The organism is Cyanobium usitatum str. Tous (assembly GCF_003011885.1).
Taxonomy (GTDB): Bacteria; Cyanobacteriota; Cyanobacteriia; order PCC-6307; family Cyanobiaceae; genus Cyanobium_A; species Cyanobium_A usitatum.
This window is the reverse complement of sequence record NZ_PXXO01000006.1, coordinates 16,244-33,249: the sequence shown is the minus strand read 5'-3', so window position 1 is coordinate 33,249 and position 17,006 is coordinate 16,244. Positions and strand designations below refer to the sequence as shown.

The window sequence follows — 17,006 nt, the reverse complement described above, 5'->3', positions numbered from 1 at the left end:
GATCCCGATCAGGCCCGCACCAGCACAGGCACCCGCTTGAAGGCCGGCGTGCCGCTCTCGGGATCGCTCACCGCCCGCATCAACACATTGGCCTCCGGGTAGAACATCAGCGCTGCACCAGGCCGCACCGAGCCGGGGATCAGCTCGATCCCATCCAGCTGGCCCGCTTCGCCCTGCACGGTCACCCGCTGGTTGGCCCGCAGCCCACAGGCAGCCAGATCCTCCGGGTTGACCAGGATCGTCTGGCGGTGCGGCATGCCCCGATAGCTGTCGCCCTGCTTGTAGACAACCGTGTTGTGCTGGCCGTAACTGCGGGCGGTGATCAGGTTCAGCACCAGTCCCTGCTCGCCGGCGGCCAGCCCGCCAAAATGATTCGCATTCGGCAATCCGAGCTCGGGCAGCGGCGTGACCGCCAGCTGGGCCCGGCCAGTGGCGGTGGCGAAACAGGGCTCCTGGAACACCCGGCCGGCCACCTCGAATTCCTTCTTACTGGAGTCGATCTCGGCGATCGCGGCGTAACCGGGCACGGTGCGGGCGATCAGCTCGCGCACATACACGGGATCCTGCAGCCGCCGCCAGTCGATCGGCTCGGTGCCGTGCAGGCGGTGGGCCAGCTCGGCCAAGAACTCCACCTCGCTGATCAGCTGGCCGCTGCCCAGATGGGTGCTGCCGGGCTCATTGAGGCGCACCCAGTTGTTGCCCGATTCCACTGTCGTGCGGTGGGGCGTCTCGAAACGGTTGAACACCGGCAGCAGCAGGGTCTGGCGCGCCGCCAGGCCGTGGAAGTGGCCGGTGTTGGGCTTGGTGGCCAGATAGATGATCGTGTCTATGCGGCCGAGGGCGGCCTGGGCCTGGCGGCTGTCGGGGTTGGCGCCGTACAGGTTGCCGCCCAGACACAGCAGGGAATCGACGGCGCCGGCAGCGGCCGCCTCGATCAGGGCGCGGGTGTCGTAGCCCCGGGTGGGGCTAAGGGGCCGGCCGAGCAACTGCTCGAGCGCCAGCCGCATCGGCTCGCGCAAATTCACCGTAACCCCCATCGAGCCGAACCCCTGCACGTTGGAGTGGCCTCGGATCGGCATCGTGCCCGCCCCCGGCCGGGCCACGTTGCCCGTAAGCACGGCCGTGTTGGCGATCGCCTGCACGTTGGCGGTGCCGTTGGCGTGGTGGGTGATGCCCATCGCCCAGGCGAACACCACCGCCTTACACGCAGCCAGCCGGGCAGCGGTGTGCTCGAGCTCCTCGCGGCTAAGGCCGCAACAGCCCGTGATCGCCTCCCAGCTGGTGGTCTCGATCTGCTCGATCAGGGCCTGCCAACCATCGGCATGGGCCTTCACAAACTCCCAGTCGATGGCCCCGCTGTCCAGCAGGGCCTTCTGCAGCCCAAGAAACACGGCGGTGTCGGAGCCGGGAATCGGCTGCAGGAACAGGGAGGCGATCTCGCTGCCGCCGCCGAGCATGGAGCGAATCGGGAAGGCGGGCGAGCCGAACTTGAGCAGCCCCGCCTCCAGCACCGGATTGATCACGATCACCGTGCCGCCGCGCTCCCGCAGACGGATCAGCTCGTTCATCAGCCGCGGGTGGTTGGCCGGCGCATTGGAGCCCACCAACACCACACCATCGGCTTGCTGGAGGCTCTCGAGGCTCACCATCGAGGTGCCACTGCCAAACACCCGGCTGAGCCCGATGCTGGAGGGGGCGTGGCAGAGGTCAGAGCAGTCGGCCAGGTTGTTGGAGCCGAGGGCCCGCAGCAGCAGTTGCAGCAGGTAGGCGGCCTCATTGGAGGAGCGCCCAGAGCTGTAGGAAGCAACCCGCTCCGGCGACGGCCTAGCGAAGGCCGCAGCGCTGATGTCTTGCACTTCTTCCCAGCTGATCGGCTGGTAGTGGTCGCTGCCGGCTCGCTGGATCAGGGGTCGATCGAGCCGGCCCAGCTGGTCGCATTCGGCGGAACTGAGCTGCTGCAGCTCGGCCAGGCTGCGGCCTGCAAACACCTCCGCTGGCACCGCGGACTGCAGTTCAGCTCCGATCGCCTCCACACTCTTCAGGCAGCGCTGCAGCCGCTCACCCAGTTCATCGCGAAAGCCGCCGCTCTGGCCGCCCGTGCCCCAGGCGCAACTCAGGCAGGCGCTTTTATGGTTGAGGGTCTGCCAAAGCCGCAACCCCGTGGGTGAGAGGGTGGCGCGGGCCCAGCCATCGATCAGGGGCCAGCCGCCACCGCTATCGGCGTCTTCTGGGGCCGGTAGCTCAGACGATGCCTTTGACTGGGAAGCGGCTGGCGAACCAGATTGCTCAGGCGCCATGGCTGCTACTGCCGGTGTTTTCTGAGCCTAGGGGTATGGCAAGGTCGCTCTTTATAAATCGCAGCCCTGCCGGCGCAGCATGCAGCGCCCGAAGCCCCGTAGTGGTAACTGGGGCTGGGCTGGAGCTATAGCGTTGCGGCCATGGCCAGCGCCACTAACCATCCAAAAACCGTAGCCAGCCACGTCCGCCCAAACGACCGACTGGGCCGGCCACTTGGGGTGCTGCGGCTGTCGCTCACGGCCCGCTGCAACCTGGCCTGCCCATACTGTCTGCCGGATGGCAAGGAGCCACCGGGCCTGCTGACGCTGGAGCAACGGCTAGGGGTGATCGGGGCGGCGGTGAACCTGGGAGCCCGCAGCCTGCGGCTCACCGGCGGAGAGCCGCTGCTGCACGGGGGCTTGGAGGAGCTGATCGCCGCTGTGCAGCCCCTGCGCGCCACACACCCGGAACGTCCCGGCTTGCGCGAGATCGCTCTCACCAGCAATGGCCTACTGCTAACCGCTGAGCGAGCCCAGCTCCTACGCGCCGCAGGCCTCGACCGGATCACCCTCAGCCTCGATGGCACCACGGCTGGGTCGGTTGCTCGCATGACTGGCCTTGCCGATACCGCCGCCGGCGAGCGGGCCTTGGCGGCGGTGCTGGCGGCGATCGAGCACGCCCGCGCCGCCGGGTTTGATCCCGCCCGCGGCGCCCTCAAGCTCAACGCTGTGATTCATCGCGGCGCCAACGATGACCAGGTGCTGCCCCTGGCGGCTCTGGCACGGGAGCGGGGGCTGGAGCTACGGCTGATCGAGTTCATGGACGTGGGCAGCCGCAACGGCTGGCAGTCCGAGGCGGTGCTGAGCGCCGCCGAGATGCTGGAACAAATCGGCAGCAGCTGGCCGCTTGAGCCGCTGGGCCGCACCGCCCACGCCACCGCTAGCCGCTGGCGCTACCAGGATGGGCGAGGCAGCCTGGCCGTAGTGGCATCGGTGAGTGCTCCTTTCTGCGGGGACTGCAACCGGCTGCGGGTTACCGCAGATGGCGTGGCGTACTCCTGCCTTTTTGCCGCCCCGGGCAGCGGCTTGGATCTCAAGCCATGGCTGAAGGAGGAGTCAAGCGCCGCAGAACTCAAGCTGGCCATAGCCGCCCTCTGGAATCAACGAAGCGACCGCTATAGCGAAGAGCGCAACACTACAAAATCTGCCAACAGCAAACACGCCGAAATGGCCTACCTAGGAGGCTGAATAGATAACTAAACAGCTTCAGCCTCGCCAAGTGGGCATACCTCCAGCCATGAAGGTGCCCCGATTGCGCCATAGCGCCTCCGGAGTGACGGAGATGTGGTTGGCGGCTGCCAACTCAGCGGCCTCCTGGGTAGACCGGGTGGCTAGCAAAGCGGCAGTAAACGCAGGATCGCGCCGCACAAGCTCTTTGAGATCGTGCAGAGCAACGGTGGATTGGGCTTGGAAGGTAGTCATCTCACTTTCCTCAACTATCTGTATTCAGGCTAAGGAGCCATATTGAGTTCAGAGGTGAGTAAAAACACCCGTCTTGTCTGACATCTAAGGACAAGGCTCATACCTCCCGCAACCGCGGCAGCAGCTGCACCAGATTGCAAGGGCGGGTATCTGCATTCAACTGGGCAGCAATCAGCCGGTCCCAGGCTGTCTGCACCGCATCAAGGGAACCCGGCAGCACAAAAATCACGGTGCCATTAGCCACCCCCGCCAGGCAGCGGCTCTGCAGGCTGCTGGTGCCAATCGTTTCAAAGGAGAGCACCCGAAACAACTCACCAAAACCATCGATCGTCTTATCGAGCAGGGGTGCCACCGCCTCCGGGGTGCCATCCCGGCCGGTGAGCCCGGTGCCGCCACTGCTGATCACCACCTGCACGGCCGGATCGGCAATCCAGCGGCTCACTTCGGAGCGGATCTGGTAGCGATCGTCTGGCACCAGCAGGCGCTGCACCAGCCGGTGACCGGCCGCCTCCAGGCGCTGCTGCAGGGCATCACCACTGCAGTCCTCAGCCAAGGTGCGCGTGTCCGACACCGTGAGCAGGGCGATGGCGAGGCTCACGGGCAGGGCTCAGGCGTTTGGAGCATTCTGAGTGGCGCAGCTAGGAGCTCCCTAGCGATCATTTAGCCCGAACCCTGCTGCCGCAAGCCATGGCCGTCTCCACCGATCCGGAATCGCAAGTGCAGGTGCGCCTCTTCGCCGGCTTGCGAGAAGCGATGGGCTGGAGCGAGCAACTGGTCGAGCTAGCCCCAGCCGCTGGGGGAAATAACACTGCTGGCCCAACACCTGAGCAGCTCTGGCGGCAGCTAAACCTGCAGCCCACCAATCCCCCCGCCGGCGTGCGGGTAGCAATCAATCAGCAGTTCGCCACCTGGGACTCAAGCCTGGCCGCTGGCGATGAGCTGGCCTTCCTGCCGCCAATCAGTGGTGGTTAAAGCGATGTTGGCAATCCAGCTGGAAGCCGAGCAGTTCGAGCCGCTGTCGGCCCTGGCCGAGTGGCATCAATTGCTGGCTGCACGGCTGGGAATACGGCCAGCGGCCGAGAGTCATTTCGTGGGCCGAGTGCGCCCCAGCGGCGCCAACGACGCGCCCCTCACAGCTCTGGAGCTGGAGCACTACCCCGGCATGACCGAGGCCTGCATCGCCTCCCTGGCGGCCGCCGCCGCAGGCCAGCACGGAGCGACTGCAGTGCTGGTGATACATCGGATCGGTCTGGTGTTGCCGGGAGACGCAATCGTGCTGGTGGCTGTAGCGGCCGATCGCCGCGGCCCGGCCCAGCGCTGCTGCCAGGAGCTGCTGGAGGCCCTCAAGCACGAAGCCCCCTTCTGGAAACGGGAGTGGAGCCAGGGGGTGGGCAGCTGGATCACGGGCAATACGCCCCTATGAAGCTCGGGCCCAGGAAGAAGTACGCGACTCAGCAGACCCCAGCTGTCTGTGCCACATTCATGGGCACAAAAACTTGGAGAGCTAGCCATGCACATGGTGGCGAATTTTTGGCCCGGGGCGACTCTGGAGCAATTCCAAGTGGAACTGGCCCAACTGGAGGGCAAGGAGCAACCTCAGGCCCAACTGCTGCGCACGGTGGCGGAGGTGGAAGGGGGTCTGATGATCGTGTCCCTTTGGGAAGGGCAGGCGCAATACGAGAGCTGGGCTGAAGCCACCCTCCTGCCCCAGATCGATCTTCCAGGGGGCATGGAAGGTCGCCCGGAACAACGCAAGGGGCTGGTGGTGGATCACTACTCCGTGCTGCCTGCCAGCTGAGCAGTTGGGGCCGCGGCCGGCGCGCGGCTCAGAAGATCGGCAACCGCAGCAGCTGGGCCCAGAGCTGCGATCCCGCCTCAAGATTGCCCAGCTCCGCCGGGATCTCCAGCAGCAGATCGGCCCCCTGCAGCGAGCCGATGCGGGAGGAGGCCTGGGAACCCTCCACCCGGGCCAGCAAGCCCCCATCAGCCGCCACCACCAACCGGGCGCGTGCCAGTTCCGGCCGCCCCGCCCCGCGCCGCAGCCCCTGCTCCAGCCGCACCCGCAGACGGGGGAGCACCTGGATCGCGCCGCCCTCTAACCGCTGCAGCGCCGGCCAGAGCAACTGCAGGGCCGTGATCGCCGCCGCCACCGGATTACCCGGCAAACCAAAAAATGGCACCCCGGCCACCTCTCCCCAGGCAAAGGGCCGCCCCGGCTTGAGGAACAGCTTCCAGAAGCTCACCTCCCCCAACTCCCCCACCAATTGGCGAATCCAGTCGCTGTCGCCAGCGGAGACGCCACCAGTACTCACCACCACGTCGCAGCAGCCGGCGAGCTCCCGCAGGGCCTGGCGCAGGGGCTCGGGCTGATCGGCCACCACCCGCTGCTGCGTCACCCCATAACCCAGCTGCTCCAGCAAAGCGGCAAGCAGGACCGAATTGCTCTCCCAGATCTGGCCCGGGGCCCGCTGCCTCCCTGGCGGCAACAACTCATCACCACTGATCAGCAAACCCAGCCGCGGCCGCTGGGTCACCATCAACTGGGTCACCCCGCAACTGGCCAGCCTCCCCAGCTCGGCAGCACCCAGCCGGCAGCCCGCCGCTACCAACTCCTGCCCGGCCCCGGCCTCCTCCTCTGGCCCGCGGATCCAGGGGTTAGGACCGGCCGGGCGCACCAGCTCCAGGCCGGGACCTTGGGGCAGCTCGCGCGGTTGCACCAACTCCTGGGGCAGCACCCAACCACTGCCCGCGGGCACCACGGCACCGGTGAGGATCCGCACCGCCTCAGCCGCTGCCACGGCCGCGCCATAGGGGGCACCGGCGGCCGAAGTGCCCCGCAGGCGCCAGCGGGCACCCACCAGCGGCTGCTCGGATCCGGCGATGGCGTAGCCATCCATGATCGAAGCCCGGAAACCCGGCACGGCTGCCGCCGCCAGCACCGGTTCAGCGGTGATGCGGCCCAGACAGGCCGCCAACGGCAGCTGTTCCACCAGCCCCAGGGGCTGCAGCTGCTCCAGAATCCGCTCTCGGGCCAGCTCCAACGGCAGGCCCTCCGGGCCGAAGGGTTCAGTCATGCCGTTGCCAATCCCCGCTGCGGCCGCCACTTTTGCGCAGCAGGCGAACCGGACCGATCGTCATCGCTGGATCCACGGCCTTGAGCATGTCGTAGAGGGTGAGCAAGCCCACCTGCACGGCCGTGAGCGCCTCCATCTCCACCCCGGTGGGACCGATGGTGCGGGCGGTGGCGAGCAGCCGCAGGCCGAAGCCATCGGCGGCGGGCTCCAGCTCCACGCTCACGCCGCTGAGTGCGATCGGGTGGCAGAGCGGAATCAGTTCCCAGGTGCGTTTGGCAGCCTGGATCGCCGCCACCCGCGCCACCGCCAGCACATCGCCCTTGGGGGCCCGGCCCTCCAGCACCAGGGCCAGAGTGACCGGTTCCATGCTGATAAAGCCCTCGGCCTGCGCCTCACGGGCAGTGGCAGGCCGATCGCCCACCTCCACCATGTGCACCTCGCCGGCGGCATTGAGGTGGCTCAACTGGGGTGCAGACATCTCCTCGTCCTCAAACCGAGCGCCAGGCCCAAGCATGGATTGCCCGACGCCAAAAGTCCTCACCTTCCCCCATAACGTGAGGGTCGATTCCCCCTCGTGATGACCGCTCGCCGCACCATCCCGGTCCTGCTGCTCCTGGCCGCCGGCCTCGCACCCCTGGCGCCACCCAACGCCCAGGCCGGCCCGCTGCTGCGCCGCGCCCAGGAACGCAAGGCCTGCCAGGAATTCGCCGTCAAACTCCAGACCGCATCCGCCAATCCCCAGCAGGCCCAACTGGTGTACCAGCAGGGAGTGCTGAAGCTGGTTGAAACCTTCGGCGAAAACCCCTGTGGCGACATCCCTGCACCCACCGCAGCTGCTCCAGCTACCCCGGCACCTGCACCAGTCACCGCACCAGTCACCGCCAAGCCCGCCAATCCCCAGCAGGCTCAGGCCTGCCAGGAGTTTGCGAGCAAGCTGCAGGGCGCCCAGGGCAACCCGGCCCAGGCCCAGCAGATCTATGCGATGGGCAGCCAGAAACTAAGCGGCATGTTCGGCCCCAACCCCTGCCCCAACTTGCCCAAGCCCTGAGCGCCCCCCTTGTCATTACCCCGCCCCTCCACCTTCTTCTGCGCCTTCCTCACCCTGCTAAACGACCGGCTGGGGGAAAGCATCGTGTTTCCGCTGCTGCCCTTTTTGCTGGCGGGCTTCACCAGCGATGGCCGGGTGCTGGGGCTACTGGCGGGTAGTTATGCGGTGGCTCAGTTCGCCTTCACGCCCCTCATTGGCGCCCTCAGCGACCACTACGGCCGCAAACCGGTAATCAGCGTCTGCGTGGCGGGCTCGGTGCTGGGCCTGGCCCTGTTTGCTCTCACGATCAGCCTGCCCTGGGCCAGCCTCTGGCCCGCCGCCCAGGCCGCCGGGTTGCCCCTGGCCCTGCTGTTCGGGGCTCGGTTGATAGATGGAGTGAGCGGCGGCACCGCCGCCACAGCCAGCGCCGTGCTGGCCGACATCTCGCCGCCGGAAAAACGGGCTAAGGCCTTCGGCCTGATCGGGGTGGCCTTTGGTCTTGGCTTCATTCTTGGTCCGGCCCTGGGCGGGCTGCTCGGCCAGATCAACGTCACCCTGCCGCTGCTGGTTGCCGTAGCCATAGCCATGCTCAACCTGGTGCTGGTGCTCACCGTGCTGCCAGAAACCCACCCGCCAGATGCCCGCCGGGCCATGCCGCGCAAACGGGATCTCAACCCATTTGCCGCCTTGCAACGGGTGTTCACCAACCCCCAGGTGCGGCGGCTATGCGTGGCCTTCTTCCTTTTCTTCCTGGCCTTCAACGGCTTCACCGCCGTGCTGGTGCTCTATTTCAAGCAGGCCTTCAACTGGGGCCCCGGCCTCGCGGCCTCAGCTTTTCTGGTGGTGGGGGTGGTGGCCACGGTGGTGCAGGGCGGCCTGATCGGCCCGCTGGTGAAACGCTTCGGCGAATGGCGCCTCACCCTCGCTGGATTGGGCTTTGTGATCGCCGGCTGCCTGTTGATTCCCCTGGCCACCCGGGCCAACGCCCAACCAGTGGTATTCAGCGCCGTGGCGATCCTGGCCCTGGGCACCGGCCTGGTCACCCCCTGCCTGCGAAGCCTGGTCTCCCGCCGCCTCGACAGCGAAGGCCAGGGCGCAGCCCTAGGCAGCCTCCAGGGGCTGCAGAGCCTGGGAAGCTTCGTTGGCCCACCGCTGGCGGGCCTGGCCTACGAAACCACCGGGCGCCAGAGCCCCTTCTGGCTTGGCATCGCCTTGCTTGTGGGCGTGGCCCTGCTGGTGGCCGGTGGCCTACCTGGCCGAAATTCAGCGATGACAGCAGGACTACACGGATCTGACAGTTGAGATTGCTACCTTGCCGCTAATCACAGTCAGGATGCGGCATGGCGGAATCAACGGCTGAAACCCAGCTCGCACCCGAGCTTTATTTAAACCGTGAACTTAGCTGGCTGGAATTCAACTACCGGGTGCTGGCACAAGCCCTAGACGAGCACACACCGCTACTTGAACAGGCGAAGTTCAGCGCCATCTTCAGCAACAACCTCGATGAGTTCTTCATGGTGAGGGTGGCCTCGCTGAAGTCCCAGATCGATGCCGGGGTGAGCAGTCTCAGCGATGACGGACTCACCGCCCAGCAACAGCTTCAGGCGATCCGCTCCAAGCTGCGCCCCCTGCTGGAAATGCAGCAGCAGCACTACCGCCACTCCCTTAAGAGCCATCTCTCCGACTACGGCGTTCACCTCACCGACTACGCCAATCTCAACGGTCCCCAGCGCGATTGGCTCAACGCCTACTTCCAGAGCGCCATTTTCCCGGTACTCACCCCCCTGGCGGTGGATCCCTCCCACCCCTTTCCCTTCATCAGCAACCTGAGCCTCAACGTGGCCGCCCTGGTGCGCGACCCCGATACGGGTCAACAGGAATTCGCCCGGGTGAAGGTGCCGCAGAAAAACCTGCCCCGCTTCGTCCAGATCCCCCCCCATCTGAGCGGCAAGCAACCCGAAGCCGTTTATACGGCCGTGCCTCTGGAGCAGGTGGTGGCCTTCAACCTCGGCCTGCTGTTCCCAGGCATGCACGTGGAGGGTCACTACTTCTTCCGCGTCACCCGTGACGCAGACCTGGAATTGCGCGACCTAGAGGCCGACGATCTGATGGAGGCCCTTGAGGAGGGCCTGCGCAAACGTCGCCGCGGCGGTGAGGTGGTGCGGCTGGAGGTGGCCGATGAAATGCCGGAAGCGGTGGTGCAGCTACTGATGGAGGGCACCGCCGTCGAGGCCGAAGACGTATACCGGATCAATGGGCCCCTAGGCCTTGACGATCTGATGAGCCTGCTGGCCATTCCCTTACCCCAACTAAAGGAGAAGCCCCACAAGGGCCGCACCACACCAGCCCTGGCCCGCACCCAGAAGAGCCAGCTGGAAGACGGCTCGATCAAGGCGGAGGAGTTTGAAAGCATCTTCTCGGTGATCCGCCGAGGTGATGTGCTGCTGCATCACCCCTACGACCTGTTTTCCACATCGGTAGAGGAATTCCTCAACCAGGCCGCCGATGACCCCTCGGTATTGGCCATCAAAATGACCCTCTACCGCACCTCTAAGGATTCAGCGGTGGTGGCAGCACTGATCCGGGCCGCCGAAAACGGCAAGCAGGTGATGGCCCTTGTTGAATTAAAAGCCCGCTTCGATGAAGACAACAACATCCAGTGGGCCAAGCAGTTGGAGGCATCTGGAGTGCACGTCGTCTACGGCGTGCTGGGCCTTAAAACCCACACCAAGATCCTGCTGGTAGTACGCAAAGAAAAAGAGCGCCTTAACAGCTACGTGCACATAGGCACAGGCAACTACAACTCCAAAACCTCCAGCCTCTACACCGATATCGGCCTACTCACGGCCAGGCCGGAATTCGGTGCAGACTTAGTGGAGTTGTTCAACTACCTCACCGGTTTCTCAAAACAGCAAAGCTTCCGCCGCTTACTGGTGGCTCCAGTGACGCTGCGCAGCCGCATGGAAGGCTTGATCCGCCGCGAAATCGAGCATGCCCAAGCCGGCAGGGGCGGCCATATCCGGGCAAAGATGAACTCCCTAGTGGATCCGTCGATCATCGCCCTGCTCTACGAGGCCTCTCAGGCCGGCGTCATGATCGAGCTGGTGGTGCGTGGCATGTGCAGCCTGCGACCCCAACTAGAGGGCATCAGCGACAACATCCAAGTTGTGAGTGTGATCGGTCGCTTCCTGGAACACTCGCGGCTGTTTTGGTTTGGTAATGGCGGCGAACCCGAACTTTTCTTCGGCAGCGCCGACTGGATGCCTCGCAACCTGGACAGACGAGTGGAAGCGGTAGCCCCGGTCGAAGATCCAAAACTGCGCCATCAGCTTGAGCAGGTCATCGATCTCTACCTGAATGACACCAGTGCCTGGCACATGGACAATCAAGGAAAGTTCAGTCAACGACAGCTCGAAGGCGAACAACATCTGGTTCAGCGGGAGATGATGCGTCGCTGGCGCGGTGGTTTGATGGCTTGATCTGCAGCATTCCATACAGGAAATCTTCCAAATCAAGGAGTCACAACCAACGCAACAGTGCTACATTTCGGCCAAATTCAATACGGAGGCTTGGGTGTGGGGACGCCTTTGCAATCCGCTTCAGACGCTGTTGACAACAGCGTCTCGAAGCAGGCGCCATCATTGATGGCGCCAAATGCTGCAGCTAGCAAATCTGCCTCGGCAAAGGGACGCGCCGCCACAGGCCCTAAAGCCGGGGGCCGGCTTAGTGCCGATTCAATCGGCTGGTATTTAGGCACCATTGGCCGGGTGCCCCTGCTCACGGCCGCCGAAGAAATTGAGCTGGCCCACCACGTGCAGGCTGGCAAACGCTTGCTTGAGCTGCCTGCAGGGGAGCACACCCCCAAGCACAAGCGCCAGCTGCGCATGGCCCAGCGAGCCCGTGATCGCATGATGGCCGCCAACCTGCGCCTGGTGGTGAGCGTTGCCAAAAAGTATCAAAACCAGGGGCTTGAGCTGCTGGATCTGGTGCAAGAAGGGGCGATCGGCCTAGAGCGAGCCGTTGACAAGTTCGACCCAGCAATGGGCTACAAATTTTCGACCTACGCCTATTGGTGGATCCGTCAGGGGATGACCCGGGCCATCGACAACAGCGCCCGCACGATTCGTCTGCCGATTCACATCAGCGAAAAGCTGTCGAAGATGCGGCGGATCAGCCGGGAGCTTTCCCATCGCCTCGGCCGCCAGCCGAATCGCCTCGAGCTTGCCCATGCCATGGACATAGCCCCGCGGGACCTCGAAGAGCTGATGGCCCAAAGCGCTCCCTGCGCCTCCCTCGATGCCCACGCCCGCGGCGAAGAAGATCGCAGCACCCTGGGCGAACTGATCGCCGATCCGGCCAGCAACGAGCACCTGGACTCGATGGACCGGCACATCCAAAAGGAGCACCTGGGCACCTGGCTCTCCCAGCTAAACGACCGGGAACAGCAAATCCTCAAGCTGCGCTTCGGCCTGGAAGGGGCCGAACCTCTCACCCTCGCGGAGATTGGCCGGCTGATCAATGTGTCTCGGGAGCGGGTGCGGCAACTGGAGGCAAAGGCAATCATGAAGCTGCGCCTGATGAGCAACTACCAGCAGGCCGCTTGAGCCCATGGCCGCTGGATGGTCGCAGCAGCTGCTGGGAGTGGCGGCCGTTGCTGGCTGGCTGGCCCTGTTGGCGCTAGGGGCGCTGCAGGTGCGGCGGCGCTGGAATGGTCAACGGGAATGGAGTCGCAAGTTGGTGCACATCGGCACCGGCGCCGTCGTGCCGATCGCCTGGGCCAGCGGCATCGATCGCCTGATCGCCATCCCCGCCGCCGGCCTGATCACGCTGCTGGCGGCAATGAACCATCGCTTCCGCCTGCTGCCAGCCATCGAAGATGTGGGTAGGGCCAGCTACGGCACCATCGCCTATGGAGCCTCAATCACCCTGCTGCTGCTGCAGTTTTGGCCACAGCAACCCGCTGCCGTAGCCGCTGGCGTGCTGGTGATGGCCGTGGGTGATGGCCTCGCCGGACTGCTGGGTCCCCTGGTGAGCTCCCCTTGCTGGCTGGTGTGGGGCCAGCGCAAATCCGTAGTTGGCACCGGCGCCATGGCCGCTGGCAGCCTGGCCATGCTGCTGCTGGTTCGCCAGCTGGCGATCGCGGCTGGCCTGCCCCACCCAGAGCTGCCCGCCCTGCTGGCCATTAGCGCCACTGCAGTGGTGCTGGAGCAGGTGGCGGTGGGGGGCCTCGACAACTTCACCGTGCCGCTGGCGGCCGGCTGGCTCTGGCAACGGCTGAGCTAGCGCACCGCCTCAGCCAGAGTTTCGAGCACCTCCGCGGTGGTAGCCAGATCGATGCAGGCATCGGTGATGCTCTGGCCGTAGGTGAGCTGGCTTAGGTCTGACGGAATCTTCTGGCAACCAGCCACCAGATGGCTCTCCAGCATCACGCCCATCACGTGGCCAGAGCCGGCGCGCAGCTGTGCGGCCACCTGGGCTGCCACCTCGCCCTGGCGGCGATAGTCCTTGTTGGAGTTGCCATGGCTGCAATCCACCATCACCCGAGGCGGCAGACCGGCTTTAGCCAGCTCAGCAGCGGCTTCCTGCACCGCCTCTGGGTGGTAGTTAGTGCCGCGCTTGCCACCCCGCAAGACCAGATGGCCATCGGGATTGCCCGTGGTGGTCACGATGGCGGCGTGACCGTCGTGGTTGATGCCCAGGAAATGGTGGGTCTTTGCCGCCGCTTCCATGGCATTGATAGCGGTAATGGCACTGCCGTCGGTGCCATTTTTGAAGCCGATCGGCATCGACAAACCCGAAGCCATCTCCCGGTGGGTCTGGCTTTCGGTGGTGCGGGCGCCGATGGCCGTCCAGCTGATCAGATCGGCGATGTATTGGGGCACTACCGGATCGAGCAGCTCGGTAGCCGCCGGCAGGCCCATCTCGGCTAAATGCAGCAAAAGGCCGCGAGCCACCCGCAGTCCCGTATTGATGTCGTAGCTGCCATCGAGGTGGGGGTCATTGATCAGGCCCTTCCAGCCCACGGTGGTGCGGGGCTTCTCGAAATAAACCCGCATCACGATCTCGAGCGCGTCTTTATAACGCTCATGGGCCTCGGCAATTGCCGCGGCGTATTCGTGGGCCGCGGCCACATCGTGCACCGAGCAGGGCCCCACGATCACCAGCAGGCGGGAATCGCGGCCATGCAGGATCGCCTTAATACGTTCCCTGGCTTGCTGGACCGTTGCCGTTGAACGATCGCTGATCGGCAGTTCGCGGTGCAACAGCGCCGGAGGCACCAGCGGCCGGGTTTCCACCACATGCAAATCGGAGGTGGTGGTGGTCATGGGCCAGAGGCCGTCAGAACGGCGACGCGGAGTCGCCTTCCACCCTAGTCAGCAGCGATTGCGACCACCAAGGGGCCGGCTGCCAAGAACAATGGGGTGTAGATCGACGCGACCGGGCATGTCTGCAGCCACCTTCCTCCCCAGCTACCGCGCCGCTGCGGCCGAGCGCGAAGCCCTGGGGGTGCCGGCCCTGCCCCTGAGCGCCACACAAGCCAGTGCACTCACGGAGCTGCTGAGCGCACCGCCCGCCGGCGAAGAAAACTTCCTGCTGCACTTACTAAGTGAGCGCATCCCGCCGGGAGTGGACGAGGCGGCCTACGTGAAGGCCGACTGGCTCGCGGCTGTGGCCCAGGGCACGGCTACTAGCCCCCTGGTGAACCCAGTGACGGCAGTGAAGCTTCTGGCCACGATGATCGGCGGCTACAACGTCAGCGCCTTGATCGAGCTGCTCAGCAACTCCGATCCGGCCATCGCCAGTGCCGCCGTCGAAGGGCTGAGCACCACGCTGCTCGTCTACGACGCCTACAACGAGGTGCTGGAGCTGGCCTCCAGCAACCCCTATGCCCAGCAGGTGATCGACAGCTGGACCGCCGCCGAGTGGTTCACCGCCAAAGCCGAGCTGCCCGCCGAGATCACCGTGACCGTGTTCAAGGTGGAGGGTGAAACCAACACCGACGATCTCTCCCCCGCCACCCACGCCACCACCCGTCCCGACATCCCCCTGCACGCCATGGCGATGCTGGAAACCCGCATGCCTGGCGGCCTGGAGCTGATCAGCCAGCTCAAAACCAAAGGTCACCCGGTGGCCTACGTGGGTGATGTGGTGGGCACCGGCAGCTCGCGCAAATCCGCGATCAATTCCGTGCTCTGGCACACCGGCAGCGACATCCCCCACGTGCCCAACAAACGCGGCGGCGGGGTAATCCTGGGCGGCAAGATCGCACCAATCTTCTTCAACACCGCCGAGGATTCCGGCGCCCTGCCGATCGAGTGCGACGTGTCCGCGCTCAACTCCGGCGATGTGATCACGATCCGCCCCTACGCCGGCACGATCGAGCGGGCGAGCGGCGAAGCGAATGCCGGCGAGATCGTGGCCCGCTTCGAGCTCAAGCCCAGCACGATCACCGATGAGGTGCGCGCCGGCGGCCGCATCCCCCTGTTGATTGGCCGCTCGCTCACCGATAAGTTGCGCGCCCAGCTGGGGCTGGCCGCCAGCGAGCTGTTCATCCGCCCGGTGGCCCCGGCCGACACCGGCAAGGGCTACACCCTGGCCCAGAAGATGGTGGGCAAGGCCTGCGGCCTGGCGGGCGTGCGCCCCGGCAGCAGTTGCGAGCCGCTGATGACCACCGTGGGCTCCCAGGACACCACCGGGCCCATGACCCGCGATGAGATGAAGGAGCTGGCCTGCCTGGGCTTCAGCGCCGATCTGGTGATGCAGAGCTTCTGCCACACCGCCGCCTATCCGAAGCCGGTGGATCTCAAAACCCACGCCGAGCTGCCGGATTTCATGGCGTCGCGCGGCGGCGTGGCCCTGCGCCCCGGCGACGGCATCATCCACAGCTGGCTAAACCGCATGCTCCTGCCAGACACCGTGGGCACCGGCGGCGACAGCCACACCCGCTTCCCGCTCGGCATCTCCTTCCCGGCCGGCTCGGGCCTGGTGGCCTTCGCCGCGGCCATCGGCGCCATGCCCCTCGATATGCCCGAATCGGTGCTGGTGAAATTTTCAGGCTCCCTGCAGCCAGGTGTGACCCTGCGCGATGTGGTGAATGCGATTCCCTACGTGGCGATCCAGCAGGGCCTGCTCACGGTGGCCAAAGAAGGCAAGAAAAATGTATTCAACGGCCGGATCATGGAGATCGAAGGCCTACCCGATCTCAAGCTTGAGCAGGCCTTTGAACTTACAGACGCAACTGCGGAGCGCTCCTGTGCCGGCAGCACCATCAAGCTCAGCGCCGAAACGGTGAGCGAATACCTAAGCAGCAACGTGGCACTGCTGAAAAACATGATCGCCCGCGGTTACGGCGATGCCCGCACCATGGCCCGCCGCATCAAGGCGATGGAGGCCTGGCTGGCCAACCCGGAGCTGCTGGAAGCCGATGCAGATGCTGAGTACGCCGCCGTGATCGAAATCGATCTCGATCAGATCACAGAGCCGATCCTGGCCTGCCCCAACGACCCCGACAACGTCAAAACCCTCTCCGAAGTAGCCGGCGCACCTATCGATGAGGTGTTCATCGGCAGCTGCATGACCAACATCGGCCACTACCGCGCCGCGGCCAACGTGCTCGAAGGCCAGGGGCAGAACTCCGCCCGCCTCTGGGTGTGCCCGCCCACCCGCATGGACGAGGAGATGCTGAAGCAGGAGGGCTACTACGCAACCTTCGAAGCGGCCGGCTCGCGCATGGAGATGCCGGGCTGCTCGTTGTGCATGGGCAACCAGGCCCGCGTGGACGACAACACCACGGTGTTTTCCACCAGCACCCGCAACTTCAACAACCGCCTCGGCAACGGAGCCCAGGTGTACCTGGGCAGCGCCGAACTAGCGGCGGTGTGCGCCCAGCTGGGCCGCATTCCCTCCAGAAACGAATACCTGAAAGTCGCCGCCGAAAAGATCGATCCCTTCGGCGCTGAGCTCTACCGCTACCTCAACTTCGACCAGATCGAAGGCTTTGAAGACAGCGGCCGCGTGCTTAGCGCCGAGGACGAGGCGAAGGTGCTGGCGGGGGTGTGAGGGAATAGGGCTGCGTCCACTGCACAACCTGGCGCAGTTTGGTATCAACCCGTACAACGAACCAGAGAAATCAGCTGGCCTAACTGA

16 protein-coding genes are annotated in these 17,006 nt (G+C 65.2%); 10 read left to right on the top strand and 6 right to left on the bottom strand.

All coding sequences use genetic code 11. The features are described 5' to 3' along the window. Nucleotides 1-8 precede the first annotated feature (8 nt). The gene (locus C7K55_RS06450) at nt 9-2,297 is read right to left on the bottom strand and encodes an FdhF/YdeP family oxidoreductase (protein WP_106502612.1); all 2,289 of its coding nucleotides are present in this window, start codon (nt 2,295-2,297) and stop codon (nt 9-11) included. Nucleotides 2,298-2,438: 141 nt separating this feature from the next. Here C7K55_RS06450 and C7K55_RS06445 point away from each other — a divergent pair, with 141 nt between their 5' ends. Next, on the top strand, nt 2,439-3,524 hold the full coding sequence (locus C7K55_RS06445) for a GTP 3',8-cyclase MoaA (protein WP_106502611.1): 1,086 nt from the start codon (nt 2,439-2,441) through the stop codon (nt 3,522-3,524). Nucleotides 3,525-3,542: 18 nt separating this feature from the next. Here C7K55_RS06445 and C7K55_RS06440 read toward each other — a convergent pair whose 3' ends face one another. Both C7K55_RS06440 and moaB read right to left on the bottom strand, forming a co-directional pair. Next, the gene (locus C7K55_RS06440; protein ID WP_106502610.1) at nt 3,543-3,758 is read right to left on the bottom strand and encodes a hypothetical protein; all 216 of its coding nucleotides are present in this window, start codon (nt 3,756-3,758) and stop codon (nt 3,543-3,545) included. 97 nt (nt 3,759-3,855) lie between these two features. After that, on the bottom strand, nt 3,856-4,356 hold the full coding sequence (gene moaB, locus C7K55_RS06435; RefSeq protein ID WP_106502609.1) for a molybdenum cofactor biosynthesis protein B: 501 nt from the start codon (nt 4,354-4,356) through the stop codon (nt 3,856-3,858). Nucleotides 4,357-4,445: 89 nt separating this feature from the next. Between moaB and C7K55_RS06430 the strand changes: the two genes are divergently transcribed. The 3 genes from C7K55_RS06430 to C7K55_RS06420 all read left to right on the top strand — a co-directional run bounded on the left by C7K55_RS06430 (nt 4,446) and on the right by C7K55_RS06420 (nt 5,556). Beyond that, nucleotides 4,446-4,730 (top strand): MoaD/ThiS family protein, encoded by a 285-nt coding sequence (locus C7K55_RS06430; protein WP_106502608.1) that lies wholly within the window; start codon nt 4,446-4,448, stop codon nt 4,728-4,730. Continuing rightward, nucleotides 4,693-5,181, top strand: coding sequence for a molybdopterin synthase catalytic subunit (locus C7K55_RS06425; protein WP_241518225.1), 489 nt, complete (start codon nt 4,693-4,695; stop codon nt 5,179-5,181). Before C7K55_RS06430 ends, C7K55_RS06425 begins: the two co-directional genes overlap by 38 nt. A gap of 93 nt (nt 5,182-5,274) precedes the next feature. Further along, nucleotides 5,275-5,556 carry a hypothetical protein gene (locus tag C7K55_RS06420; protein ID WP_106502606.1) on the top strand — a complete coding sequence of 94 codons (282 nt, stop codon included), beginning with the start codon at nt 5,275-5,277 and terminating at the stop codon, nt 5,554-5,556. Between the two features lie 28 nt (nt 5,557-5,584). Here C7K55_RS06420 and C7K55_RS06415 read toward each other — a convergent pair whose 3' ends face one another. Together C7K55_RS06415 and moaC are read right to left on the bottom strand one after the other, a co-directional pair. Continuing rightward, on the bottom strand, nt 5,585-6,832 hold the full coding sequence (locus C7K55_RS06415; protein WP_106502725.1) for a molybdopterin molybdotransferase MoeA: 1,248 nt from the start codon (nt 6,830-6,832) through the stop codon (nt 5,585-5,587). Next, nucleotides 6,825-7,310, bottom strand: coding sequence for a cyclic pyranopterin monophosphate synthase MoaC (gene moaC / locus C7K55_RS06410; RefSeq protein WP_106502724.1), 486 nt, complete (start codon nt 7,308-7,310; stop codon nt 6,825-6,827). Before moaC ends, C7K55_RS06415 begins: the two co-directional genes overlap by 8 nt. Before the next feature lie 99 nt (nt 7,311-7,409). On the opposite strand from moaC, the gene C7K55_RS06405 reads away from it, so the two are divergent. From C7K55_RS06405 to C7K55_RS06385, 5 genes are all read left to right on the top strand, one after another. Continuing rightward, the gene (locus C7K55_RS06405; protein ID WP_106502605.1) at nt 7,410-7,880 is read left to right on the top strand and encodes a hypothetical protein; all 471 of its coding nucleotides are present in this window, start codon (nt 7,410-7,412) and stop codon (nt 7,878-7,880) included. Nucleotides 7,881-7,889: 9 nt separating this feature from the next. After that, nucleotides 7,890-9,161, top strand: coding sequence for an MFS transporter (locus C7K55_RS06400; RefSeq protein WP_106502604.1), 1,272 nt, complete (start codon nt 7,890-7,892; stop codon nt 9,159-9,161). Between the two features lie 38 nt (nt 9,162-9,199). Beyond that, nucleotides 9,200-11,338, top strand: coding sequence for a polyphosphate kinase 1 (ppk1, locus tag C7K55_RS06395; RefSeq protein WP_106502603.1), 2,139 nt, complete (start codon nt 9,200-9,202; stop codon nt 11,336-11,338). A gap of 96 nt (nt 11,339-11,434) precedes the next feature. Next, nucleotides 11,435-12,463: a sigma-70 family RNA polymerase sigma factor gene (locus C7K55_RS06390; RefSeq protein ID WP_396094838.1), complete on the top strand. Its 1,029-nt coding sequence runs from the start codon at nt 11,435-11,437 to the stop codon at nt 12,461-12,463. 4 nt (nt 12,464-12,467) lie between these two features. Further along, complete coding sequence (locus C7K55_RS06385) at nt 12,468-13,142, top strand: diacylglycerol/polyprenol kinase family protein (RefSeq protein ID WP_106502601.1); 675 nt, start codon at nt 12,468-12,470, stop codon at nt 13,140-13,142. Here C7K55_RS06385 and C7K55_RS06380 read toward each other — a convergent pair. Further along, nucleotides 13,139-14,185, bottom strand: coding sequence for a 3-deoxy-7-phosphoheptulonate synthase (locus C7K55_RS06380; protein ID WP_106502600.1), 1,047 nt, complete (start codon nt 14,183-14,185; stop codon nt 13,139-13,141). The genes C7K55_RS06385 and C7K55_RS06380 overlap by 4 nt on opposite strands. Before the next feature lie 118 nt (nt 14,186-14,303). Here C7K55_RS06380 and acnB point away from each other — a divergent pair, with 118 nt between their 5' ends. Further along, entirely contained in the window at nt 14,304-16,919 is a 2,616-nt protein-coding gene (acnB, locus tag C7K55_RS06375; RefSeq protein ID WP_106502599.1) for a bifunctional aconitate hydratase 2/2-methylisocitrate dehydratase, read from the top strand. The last annotated feature ends 87 nt before the right edge of the window (nt 16,920-17,006 follow it).

Coding starts and splice junctions, on each gene's coding strand:
- C7K55_RS06405 (WP_106502605.1), top strand. CDS start 7,410: ATGACCGCTCGCCGCACCATCCCGGTCCTGCTGCTCCTGGCCGCCGGC.
- C7K55_RS06420 (WP_106502606.1), top strand. CDS start 5,275: ATGGTGGCGAATTTTTGGCCCGGGGCGACTCTGGAGCAATTCCAAGTG.
- C7K55_RS06450 (WP_106502612.1), bottom strand. CDS start 2,297: ATGGCGCCTGAGCAATCTGGTTCGCCAGCCGCTTCCCAGTCAAAGGCA.
- C7K55_RS06415 (WP_106502725.1), bottom strand. CDS start 6,832: ATGACTGAACCCTTCGGCCCGGAGGGCCTGCCGTTGGAGCTGGCCCGA.
- C7K55_RS06385 (WP_106502601.1), top strand. CDS start 12,468: ATGGCCGCTGGATGGTCGCAGCAGCTGCTGGGAGTGGCGGCCGTTGCT.
- C7K55_RS06445 (WP_106502611.1), top strand. CDS start 2,439: ATGGCCAGCGCCACTAACCATCCAAAAACCGTAGCCAGCCACGTCCGC.
- C7K55_RS06380 (WP_106502600.1), bottom strand. CDS start 14,185: ATGACCACCACCACCTCCGATTTGCATGTGGTGGAAACCCGGCCGCTG.
- C7K55_RS06430 (WP_106502608.1), top strand. CDS start 4,446: ATGGCCGTCTCCACCGATCCGGAATCGCAAGTGCAGGTGCGCCTCTTC.
- moaC (WP_106502724.1), bottom strand. CDS start 7,310: ATGTCTGCACCCCAGTTGAGCCACCTCAATGCCGCCGGCGAGGTGCAC.
- C7K55_RS06440 (WP_106502610.1), bottom strand. CDS start 3,758: ATGACTACCTTCCAAGCCCAATCCACCGTTGCTCTGCACGATCTCAAA.
- acnB (WP_106502599.1), top strand. CDS start 14,304: ATGTCTGCAGCCACCTTCCTCCCCAGCTACCGCGCCGCTGCGGCCGAG.
- C7K55_RS06425 (WP_241518225.1), top strand. CDS start 4,693: ATGAGCTGGCCTTCCTGCCGCCAATCAGTGGTGGTTAAAGCGATGTTG.
- ppk1 (WP_106502603.1), top strand. CDS start 9,200: ATGGCGGAATCAACGGCTGAAACCCAGCTCGCACCCGAGCTTTATTTA.